The sequence below is a fragment of the Rhodococcus sp. R1101 genome (genome assembly GCF_000278445.1).
GTDB classification, from domain to species: domain Bacteria; phylum Actinomycetota; class Actinomycetes; order Mycobacteriales; family Mycobacteriaceae; genus Rhodococcus; species Rhodococcus gordoniae.
This window is the reverse complement of sequence record NZ_AJVB01000108.1, coordinates 1-9,969: the sequence shown is the minus strand read 5'-3', so window position 1 is coordinate 9,969 and position 9,969 is coordinate 1. Positions and strand designations below refer to the sequence as shown.

The following is a 9,969-nucleotide window of genomic DNA, read 5'->3' as shown; positions in this document are numbered from 1 at the left end:
CGAGAATGCGGAACTGATCACGCCGTACTCGCCGGGAGTGATCCCGAACTCGGATCGCAGGTCGGATGCTGCGAACGAGATGGCACTGCGATCGATGTAGTTGACGATTACCAGGCCCAGAATGATGGCGATGGTCCACCAACGCGATTTCATAGCGAACTCCTCGGATGACGCAGTCGCAGGGTCAGATGACGCCGCGGGCCCGCAATTCGTCGATGTGCTCGGGAGTGCACCCGAGGTGGGAGAGGACCCTGTCGGTATCGGCACCGGCAGGGCGCCCGGCGTGGCGGATCGCACCGGGGGAGCGGCCCATGCGCCACATGACGTTCTGCATGCGTACGGGGCCGAGTTCGTCGTCGTCGACAGTGGTGACCATGTCGGTCGCGACGACTTGGGGATCGGTCAGCAGGTCGCTGGGGCGGTAGACCGGTGCCACTGCGGCGCCGGCATCCTCGAAAGCCTCGACGACCTCGTCGCGGGTACGGTCGGCGATCCATCCACCGACGTACTCGTCGAGCAGGTCCGCGTGCTCCGCGCGGGTGCGGCCGGTGGCGAACCAGTGCTCGTCGATGACCTCGGGGTGCCCCACCAGACGTAGTACGCGTTCTGCGATCGTCTGGGCGCTCGTGGACACGGCGACCCAATGGTCGTCCTTGGTGCGATAGAGATTCCGGGGGGCGTTGTTCTGCGACCGATTGCCGGTGCGCTGTTGGTCGATGCCCAGTTGATCGGCATAGATCACGCCGGGCCCGACCGCGGTCATGATCGGTGTGAGGAGATCGAGGTCGATCTCTTGTCCGGTGCCGCCGTTGCGCTCACGTTCGAACAGCGCCATGGAGACTGCGGACGACCCGGCGATACCGGCAATGGAGTCGGCGAGACCGAATGCAGGCAGTGTGGGGGGTCCGTCGGGGTGGCCGGTGAGATGGGCGAAGCCGCTCATCGATTCCACCAGTGTGCCGAACGCGGGACGCGTCGCATACGGTCCCTGTTGTCCGAAACCGGTGACCCGCAACATGATCAGTGCGGGATTCCGCTCGGCGAGTTCGGCATAGGACAGTCCCCAGCGTTCGAACGTGCCGGGCCGGAAGTTCTCCACCACCACATCGGCGTCGGCGGCGAGATCACGGAAGATCTTCTGACCTTCCGGGGTGCTCAGGTTCAGGGTGACGGTCTGCTTGTTGCGGCCGACCATCTTCCACCAGAGCGGGACGCCGTTCTTGTCCAGGCCGTGCCCACGCATGCCGTCCGGCTTGGCCGGATGTTCGATCTTGATGACCTCGGCGCCGAAGTCGCCCAGAATCTGGGCGGCGAGTGGCCCGGCAAGGATGGTGGAGGCGTCGAGGACCTTGATCCCGCGCAGAGGTCCGGCAGGGGTCTTGTCGTCGGTCAACTGGTGTCTCCTCAGTACGGACGGGCGAGGTAGCGGCCGGCAGGCGTGCCGGTGACGACTCCGTCGGTCAGAACCCGGTTACCGCGCACGAAGGTGTCGGTCACAGCAGCGGACAGTTCGAATCCCTCGAAAGGCGTGTACTCCTGGGTGGATTCGGAATCCGCTGCATGCACCGTCCAGGTACGGTCGGGATCGACGATCGCGATGTCGGCGTCGGCGCCCTCGGCGAGTCGTCCCTTGCCGGGCAGACCGTAACGGTCGGCCGGGTTGGACGAGAGCAGCTGTGCGATACGGCGCAGCGACAGGCCGCGCTTGCGGCCTTCGCTGATCAGGCCCGGCAGGAGGTATTCCGTGCCGCCGAAACCGGATTTGGCCGCGAACACGTCGTCGCGATCTTCGCCGAATTTCACCTCGTCCTTGCAGCAGGCGTGGTCGGAGACCACCCAGTCGATGTTCCCGGCGAGCAGGTGTTCCCACAGGGCCTCGACATCTTCACGCGGACGGATGGGCGGGTTGACCTTGGCGCCCAATCCGTTGGCGTTGTCGATGTCGGTGAGCAAGTGCCCGATGGTGACCTCGCGGCGGAAGTTCACGTGCGGGAAGGCGTCGGCCATCTTCATGGCCGCCTTCATCGCCTTCGCCGAACTCAGGTGCAGCAGGTTGATGTTCGGCAGGCCGGTCTCATCGGCGAGGAAGGACGCGATCGTCACGGCCAGACCCTCGGAGTGCTGAGGACGGGAAGCGCTGTAGGCGGCGAGGCCGGTGAGTGTGCCTTCCTGTTCCACCAGCTTGGTGTAGGCACTCATGATCTCGGCGGTTTCGCAGTGCAGAGACAGCGAGATGTGCGGGGCGAGTTCGGGGAACTGCTCGCGGGCTTTCTGGACTCCGCGCATGACGAACTCGAAGTGCGCGATGTCGTAGCGTTCGTCCTCGGGAATCATCAGGAAGTCGCTCTGCGATGTGGAGCGCCCGTGCAGACCGTGGCTGCCGTAGAACATGAAGATCTTGAAGGACGTGACGCCCTGGTCCGACGCGAGCGCGGGGATCTCGCCGATGTGCTGCTTGGACATCGGGGCGAGATGGAATGCGTAATCGATGTAGCTGCGACCGGCGGACGCGTCGAGGACCTCGGGGAAGAAGTCGGCGTAGGCCCCACCCTTGTTCAGGTAGTACTGGCCGGTGCGCATGTACGTCAGGGCGGTGGTGACGCCGCCTTGAGCGCTCGCGCGGGATTCGGTGTGGGTGTCCTCGGACAGCGGGTTGTAGATGCCCCAGTGCTGGTGGGCATCGACGACGCCGGGAAACACCAACTTGTTCGTGGCGTCCACGATTTCGGCGTCTTCGGCCCGGAGGTCGGAGCCGATGGCGGCGATCGTGCCGTCGACGACGAGGACGTCGGCGATCTCGCCTTCCGCGGACGCGGTGTCCTCGGTGCGTACGACGGTGCCGTTCTTGATCAGGTAGGTGGTCATGTCTTCTCCTGGCGAGTATCTGGACAGGTGATGCGTCTTCACGCGGCTACGGTGCTGCTCACGTGTTCGGCGGCGAGAAATGCCAGACCGAGTGCGGTGATCAGGCCGTTGCCGGCGAGGTAGCCGCCGGCTCCGTGGCCGGAGATTCCGACGGCTGCGCCGCCGGATGCGTACAGGCCGGGAATCGGGACTCCGCGAGCGAGTACGCGGGCGTGTTCGTCGACGACGAGTCCACCCTGGGTATGGAACAGTGCCGGTGTGACGGCGATCGCGATGTACGGCGCGGTCAGGGGATGCCGGATATCGGTGCGGCCTTGCCGATCGGGCTCGAATCCGGTCGCGGCGCGGTGGGCGGCGGTGAGCTCGTCCTCCAGCGCCGGCAGGGGAACACCGATGGTCTCGGCGAGGTCGGTGGCCGTGGCGGCTCGCACGAGCGATCCGCTCTCGGCGACCGTGCGGAAATCGTCGAACACCGAGCACAGTTCTTCGATGTGCTCGTCGATGATGATCCAGCCGGCAGATCCGGGCCGGGCGGCAAGCAGAGTTGCGAATTCCGAGTAACCGGTGGTCTCGGGGGCGAATCGCCGGCCGGTGCTGTCGACGACGATACCGCCGTGGACGACGGTCGCCCAGCCGACGAGCGTCTGGCTGCGAGACGAGAGTGCAGCATGGCCCTGGTAGGCGTCGAGGAAACCCGTGTCGGCTCCGAGTCGCTCACCGATGCGGAGCGCGTCACCGCGGCTGAACCGGCCGCCGTGGTAGTGGGCATTCGCGATCTCGGGCATGTGGGTCCGGACCAGGTCGCGGTCGGCGCCGAAGCCGTTCGTCGCCAGAAGGACGGCCCCGGTCGTGAGCTGCTCGGTGTTTCCGTCGGGGGTAGCGATCTCGACCCCGGTTACGCGGCCGTCGATGGTGAGGACCTCGCGGAGACTCATCGGGACGATCAGTTCGATCCGGGGATGTGCCTGGGCGCGTTGCACCAGGTGACGGAGCAGGTGGGAGCCGTGGCGGCCGGGAATGCTGTGGCAGCGGTCGGCTGTGTGTCCCGGGTATCGGAAGTCGGTGACCAGTTCGAGGTCGAGTCCTTGACTGTCGGCCAACCAGGTGACCAGCGTGCCGCTGGCATCGGTCAGCGCCCGAGCCACCCGCTGGTCTGCCGTCCCTGCGGTTTTGCGGGTGATGTCGTCGAGGAAACGTCGGGGACTGTCTCGGACGCCTGCTGCGCGCTGCCAGCGCGTGCCGGCAGCAGGGATCATCGCCGTGCACATCGAGGTGTTGTTGCCGCGCTGGAAGTGCTCGTCGGCGTCGATCACCAGAACGTTCACGCCCGATTCCGCGGCGCGCAGGGCCGCGACGAGTCCGCCGCCCGCGCCGGCAACGACGAGGTCGAATTCCGGATCGGTCACACCGCCTCCTCATATTGTTCCGCTCAGAGAAACGAAAGAAAGTGATCTCCTGCACTATGCGCCCCCTCGAAACAATACGCAAGTGCCAATTTTGGGAATCATCCCTGATGAACGGACAGTCACCCCGATGAGTGGGTCTGGACAATTGTTTCGCCAGGCGGTACAAAGTGTCCATGGCCTTGAACGGTCGTATCGCTCCTGCAGCATGTCCAGCAGACCTGTCAACGTGTTCACCACCTGAACCGACCGGGGAACGGAGCCATAATGGAGTCCTCAACTGGCGGCACCACCTCTGCCGCACGAGCCGCGGAAGTGCTGCTCGAGTTCGGTCGCCGATCGAGCGCGCTCGGCGTATCGGAGATCGCCCGCTCCACCGGGATCTCCAAAGCGGTCACGCACCGCATCCTCACGACCTTCGTCGAATGCGGACTGCTGCTCTACGAACCCTCGACGCGCCGTTACCTGCTCGGCCCCGCCGCCGCCACACTCGGCGCTCGTGCACTGGACGTTTCCCCCCTCCGCCGCGCCGCCCGTAGCGCCTTGGAAGACCTCCAACGCGCCACCGGCGAGACCGCGACGGTGACCGGCCGGTTGCCGGGCGGACGCGTCTACCTCGACCAGGTCGAAAGCACCCAGGAAATCAAGATGACCGTCGAACTCGGACGTCGCTTCGAGCTGTACAGCGGGTCGTCGGGTCGCATCATCCTCGCGTACCTGTCGGAGTCCGAGCAGGAGGATGTGCTGTCCCGGCAATTGACGCGCCTGACCGCGAAGACCGTCATCGATCCGGTCGCGTTACGCGCAGTGCTGCACGAGGCGCGTGAACGCGGCGTGTGCCGCTCGACCGGTGAGCGGCAGGAAGGCGCGGCGTCGATCGCCGCACCCGTCTTCGGAGCCGACGGCACGGTGGTCGGCTCCCTGTCGGTCTGTGGACCGAGTTACCGCATGACCGACGAAGCGTTCGACCGATACGAGGATGCACTCGTCGAAGCGGCGCAGAGGGTTTCCCGCGCGCTCGGGTACCGGCAAGTCCACGCTCCGGTGGGAGAGCCCGTATGACACCCCGCAGTTGGCTGTACGTCCCGGGACATCGCGCAGACCGCATCGACAAGGCGCTCGGTAGTGCCGCCGACGCCGTCGTCATCGACCTCGAGGACGCGGTACCGGTCGAGGCGAAGAAACACGCGCTCGCCAATGCGGTGGCCGCCGTGCGCGATGCACCCGCTGATCGCATTGTCTGGTTGCGGCTCAACGCCATCGGATCGCACTGGCTGGACGAGGAGATCGCGGCGTTGTCGCGCGCCGATCGGGCGCCGGCCGGTGTTCGCCTGCCCAAGGCCGACGACCCGGACGCGGTGGCGGCGACGGCGGACCGGCTCGGTTGTCCGGTACATGCGATCGTCGAATCCGCTGCGGGCCTGCTCGCCGCCCCGCAGATCGCGCGATCCCACACCCGGGTGACCGGAATCGCGCTCGGTGAAGCCGATCTCGCAGCCGACCTTCGTGCCGGGCACGAGGGACTCGCCTGGGCGCGTGGTTGGATCGTCGCAGCGGCCCGCGCCGCCGGCCTGACATCGCCCGTTCAAAGTGTCTGGACCGCGGTAGGAGATCTCGAAGGGCTGGCGGAATCGTCCCGAACCGGCCGTGTCCAAGGTTTCTTCGGACGCTCCGTCATCCATCCGAATCAGATCGACATTGTCAACGAGGCCTACACGCCCTCCGCCGAAGAGCGGGAGTGGGCGCAGCGAATCGTCGACGACGCGTCCGCGTCGTCGGCAGCGGGGGAGTCCGCGGTTCTCGACGAGAACGGCAGATTCATCGATCCGGCGGTCGTTGCGAACGCTCGCGTCGTTCTCGACCGAGCTCAGGCCATCACAGCACGAGGAGTCACATCATGACCGAACACACCATCGCCGGTCCCGACGCACTGCTGAATGCGGTCGTCGATACCGACGTCGACATCGTCGAGCTCGGGCACCCCCACACGACCGGTATGCCCTGCTCGCCGAACCATCCCGGATTCCGGATGACGCTGATCCGTCGGCACGGCGACATGGTCCGGCCCGACGGTGGATCGGCATCCAACGAGATCATCGTGACCGGTGGACACGTCGGCACCCATGTCGACGCGCTCTCCCACGTCAGCCACGAAGGAAAGCTGCACGGGGGTATCGACGCCGAGGAAGCGCAGCGTGGTGGGAAGTTCTCGCAGCTGGGCGCCGAATCCATCCCCTTCATGCTTCGTCGCGGACTGCTGCTGGACGTGGCCCGGGTCCGCGGTGTCGATTCGCTCGAAGCAGGGCAGGCGGTCACCGAACAGGACCTGCGCGATGCGGCCGACGCCGCGGGGGTGACGCCGCGACGCGGTGATGTCGTGTTGATCCGTACCGGGTGGGCCCGGCACTTCGACGATCCGCAGCGTTATCTCGGCCAGCAGGACGGCGTCCCCGGTGCCGATGTGGGTGCGGGGCGGTGGCTCGCGGCCGGCGGCATCGCAGCCGCAGGCGCCGACACGACCGCCTTCGAACACATCCCCCCGGGCAAGGGACACAGCGTTCTTCCGGTTCATCGAGTGCTGCTTGTGGAGAACGGAATTCACATCATCGAGCATCTGAACCTCGAAGACGCCAGCGCGCGTGGCCTGACCGAATTCACGTTCGTCATGGCACCGTTGCGCATCACCGGCGGCACCGGATCGCCGGTCCGTCCCGTCGCGGTGGTGGCCTCGTGACCGGCACCGAGACCCGACACGACCTGACCGGAACGGTCGTGGGTCGGCTCGCCGCCCTCGCCGCCGACATCCGCACCACGGGACTGTCCGCAGAACTGCGGAAGGACGTCGCGCGGCGGGTACTCGATCTGCTCGGGAACTCCCTCGCGGCGCAGGACCAGCCCTCGGCTCGTGCCGTCACCGAGGTGGCACGCAACTGGGCCGGTGCGGCCGCGGCCACCGGCATCGGCACCGGAGAACGTTTTCCGGCCGCCACCGCCGCGCTGGTGAACGGCACACTCGCCCATTCGATGGACTCCGACGACACCCACCTCCCGTCGGTGTTGCATCCGTCCGCCTCGGTGATCCCGGCGGCGCTCGCCGTGGGTGAAGCGGTAGGAGCCTCCGGCGCAGCCGTCCTCGACGCTGCGGGCGTGGGCATCGAAATCGTGGTCCGTCTCGGGATGGGCGGCTACGACGAAGAACTCGGCAACTCCGAGTTCTTCGAACGTGGCCTGCACGCGACATCCATCTGCGGTGCCGTCGGTTCGGCTGCTGCCGCAGCGATGCTGTACGGCCTCGACGCCGAAGGTATCGCAGACGCCATGGGCATCGCCGCGAGCTTCGGCGCCGGATTGCTCGAAGCCAACCGCACCGGTGGCACGGTCAAGCGCGCGCACTGCGGATGGGCGGCACACTCCGGGGTCACCTCGGCAGAATTTGCTCGCGCCGGCCTCACCGGACCGCCCACCGTTATCGAAGGGCGTTTCGGTTTCCTGCACGCCTTCTGCGGCGATCGAGCCGACACCGCGAAGGTCCTGGATGGACTGGGCGAACGCTGGGAACTGCCGGGCATCTTCTTCAAGCCGTATCCGTGCAACCACTTCACCCACGCCGGGATCGACGCTGCACGCACGCTCGTCCGCCAGGGGCTCGACCCCGCCCACATCGCGGAGATCGAACTCGGTGTTCCGAAACCGGTCCTGCGCACCATCGCCGAACCTCCCGCCTCGAAAGCGGCCCCCGAATCCGGATATCATGCAGCGTTCTCGGGTCCGTTCACCGTCGCACGAGCGCTGCTCGGCGGATCGGGACTCGGAGTGGGACATGCCGATTTCACCGACGAGGCCGCGAAGAATCCGCGCACGCTCGAACTCGCGGGTCTGGTCACCAGCCGCAGCGACGACCGGTGCGACGAGATCTACCCCTATCAGTTCCCGGCAGTGCTGCGGGTACGCACTCGCGATGGTGTCTGGCACGAGGCTCGGGTCGACCACAATCGTGGTGGTCCGGCGAATCCGCTTTCCGACGAGGAACTCACGATGAAGTTCGATCTCAATGTCGAGAACAGGCTGTCGCCGGAGCGTGCGGCAGCGGTGGTCCGAGCTGCACTGGGGTTGCACACCGCAGATTCCCTGGAGGCCCTGATGGTAACCGTGCGCGGCTGATCGGGAACCGGGGCGTATCACTGCCTCGACGGGGTCTCTGCCCCCTCCGATGGCGGCTCACCGCGTGATGTGTAGCGGCGGTCTCCGGGTATGCCAGTCCGTTGTGCTCTGAAAGTCTTCACCGATCTCGAAGAGTAGCAATTCGTGGTGGGCGGCCGCCGTCAGTTGCGCCCCGATCGGCATCCCCGAACGAGGATGGAATCCGACCGGGAGTGCGAGCGTGGGTCCGTCGTGGAGGGACCAGGGATAACTGAACTGTCCGAGTCGGCGTGAGCGTGCAATGACATCGTCGCCACCGGCGATGCGAGGCACGTCGACCGGCATGGTCGGGGTCAGTACGGCGTCGACGGTCGTGAACAGTGCACGGAGTCCGCGACGGAACTCCGCGGCGCCGGCTATCGCTGCTGTTCTCTCGGAGTCCGAGATGGACAGACCCAAGGACACGCGTGCGAGGGTGTCGGGATGGAACAGTTCGGGTGAGGAGTGCATTCGGTTACGGTGCAGCGCAGCAAGATCCGAATACAACAACGTGTACACGATGTCCTGTGCGCGAGCAGCACCGGGGACGGTGACCGGTATTGTCTCGTACCCCAGTTCTTCGAGTTGTCGTGCCGCCGCTCGGACTGCGTCGCTGATGGCAGCGTCGACGTCGTCGGTGATGAACACCGACGGCAGCCCTATCCGTCGAGTGGGGTGAGGCGACGGGGCCGGGGCGACACGCAGTACATCGAAGAGGCGGGCAACCTCGGTCACCGACCGTGCCATCGGACCGACGGTGTCGAAGGCGTCGCTGACCGGGAAGACTCCGGCATTGCTGATCGATCCCCAGGTCGGTCGCAGGCCTGTGATACCGCATGCCGATGCGGGTAGACGGACGGATCCCCCGGTGTCGGTGCCGAGGGAGGCATCCACCAGTCCTGCAGCGACTGCGACACCGGAGCCCCCGCTCGAACCGCCGGGGACGCGTGTGGGGTCCCAGGGGTTGCGAACGGGGCCCGCGGCGGAGTTCTGGGAGGTGACTCCCACCGCGAACTCGGCCATGTTGAGTTTCGCGGTGATCTGCGCGCCCGCAGCGAGCAACCTGCCGACGACGTCCGCGTGGGCGGACGCGATGCGGTCGGCGAAGAAACGGGATGTGCAGGTGGTGGGGACGCCGGCGACGTCGATGTTGTCCTTGACACCGATTCGCATACCCGCCAGTGGCCCGTCGGTTGCGGCACCGCTCGCGGGATCGATCCAGGTGACGACGCTGCTCAATGTTTCGTCGAGAACACGAGCGGTCGGGCCGCCGCCGATAGCGGCGGCCCGACCTGTGGTGCCGCTCAGGATGGGCTCCCTGCGCGCAGTGCCGCGGTGGCGTCCTCGTCCACGGTCCACGAGTCGGTGTCGACGACGACCCCGTAGTCGCGCCGAGCGTCCTCCGCGGTGAGGTATTCGTCCCAGACGTCGCTGAGGACCTGGAAGGGATCACGGAGGAACGGATTGCCGAATCCACCGCCGGAAGGCAGCTTGATCTCCAAGGTTTCGCCCTCCCGGATGG

Annotated in this window: 8 protein-coding genes and 1 pseudogene; 4 read left to right on the top strand and 5 right to left on the bottom strand. The window is 66.5% G+C overall.

The window, feature by feature from the left end:
* Positions 1 to 184: 184 nt before the first annotated feature.
* Genes R1101_RS0109705 through R1101_RS0109695 form a run of 3 tightly spaced genes read right to left on the bottom strand, consistent with a single transcriptional unit; the run spans position 185 to position 4,271 of the window.
* Positions 185 to 1,393: a CaiB/BaiF CoA transferase family protein gene (locus R1101_RS0109705; RefSeq protein WP_016933244.1), complete on the bottom strand. Its 1,209-nt coding sequence runs from the start codon at positions 1,391 to 1,393 to the stop codon at positions 185 to 187.
* 11 nt (positions 1,394 to 1,404) lie between these two features.
* Positions 1,405 to 2,865, bottom strand: coding sequence for a dihydroorotase (locus tag R1101_RS0109700; RefSeq protein WP_016933243.1), 1,461 nt, complete (start codon positions 2,863 to 2,865; stop codon positions 1,405 to 1,407).
* A gap of 38 nt (positions 2,866 to 2,903) precedes the next feature.
* Positions 2,904 to 4,271 carry an FAD-dependent oxidoreductase gene (locus tag R1101_RS0109695; protein WP_016933242.1) on the bottom strand — a complete coding sequence of 456 codons (1,368 nt, stop codon included), beginning with the start codon at positions 4,269 to 4,271 and terminating at the stop codon, positions 2,904 to 2,906.
* A gap of 264 nt (positions 4,272 to 4,535) precedes the next feature.
* Between R1101_RS0109695 and R1101_RS0109690 the strand changes: the two genes are divergently transcribed.
* From R1101_RS0109690 to R1101_RS0109675, 4 genes are read left to right on the top strand one after another with little or no spacing between them, the layout of a single operon-like run.
* Complete coding sequence (locus R1101_RS0109690) at positions 4,536 to 5,330, top strand: IclR family transcriptional regulator (RefSeq protein ID WP_016933241.1); 795 nt, start codon at positions 4,536 to 4,538, stop codon at positions 5,328 to 5,330.
* Positions 5,327 to 6,169: an HpcH/HpaI aldolase/citrate lyase family protein gene (locus tag R1101_RS0109685; protein ID WP_016933240.1), complete on the top strand. Its 843-nt coding sequence runs from the start codon at positions 5,327 to 5,329 to the stop codon at positions 6,167 to 6,169. Before R1101_RS0109690 ends, R1101_RS0109685 begins: the two co-directional genes overlap by 4 nt.
* Positions 6,166 to 7,002: a cyclase family protein gene (locus tag R1101_RS0109680; protein WP_016933239.1), complete on the top strand. Its 837-nt coding sequence runs from the start codon at positions 6,166 to 6,168 to the stop codon at positions 7,000 to 7,002. The genes R1101_RS0109685 and R1101_RS0109680 overlap by 4 nt, the downstream gene beginning before the upstream one ends.
* A complete protein-coding gene (locus tag R1101_RS0109675; RefSeq protein ID WP_016933238.1) occupies positions 6,999 to 8,429 on the top strand; it encodes an MmgE/PrpD family protein in 1,431 nt (476 codons plus the stop codon). Before R1101_RS0109680 ends, R1101_RS0109675 begins: the two co-directional genes overlap by 4 nt.
* 57 nt (positions 8,430 to 8,486) lie before the next feature.
* Here the strand turns inward: R1101_RS0109675 and R1101_RS0109670 are convergent, their stop codons facing one another.
* Entirely contained in the window at positions 8,487 to 9,686 is a 1,200-nt protein-coding gene (locus R1101_RS0109670) for an amidase (RefSeq protein WP_016933237.1), read from the bottom strand.
* 65 nt (positions 9,687 to 9,751) lie between these two features.
* Positions 9,752 to 9,969 (bottom strand): annotated as a pseudogene (locus R1101_RS26315) (hydantoinase B/oxoprolinase family protein); the annotation flags it as partial.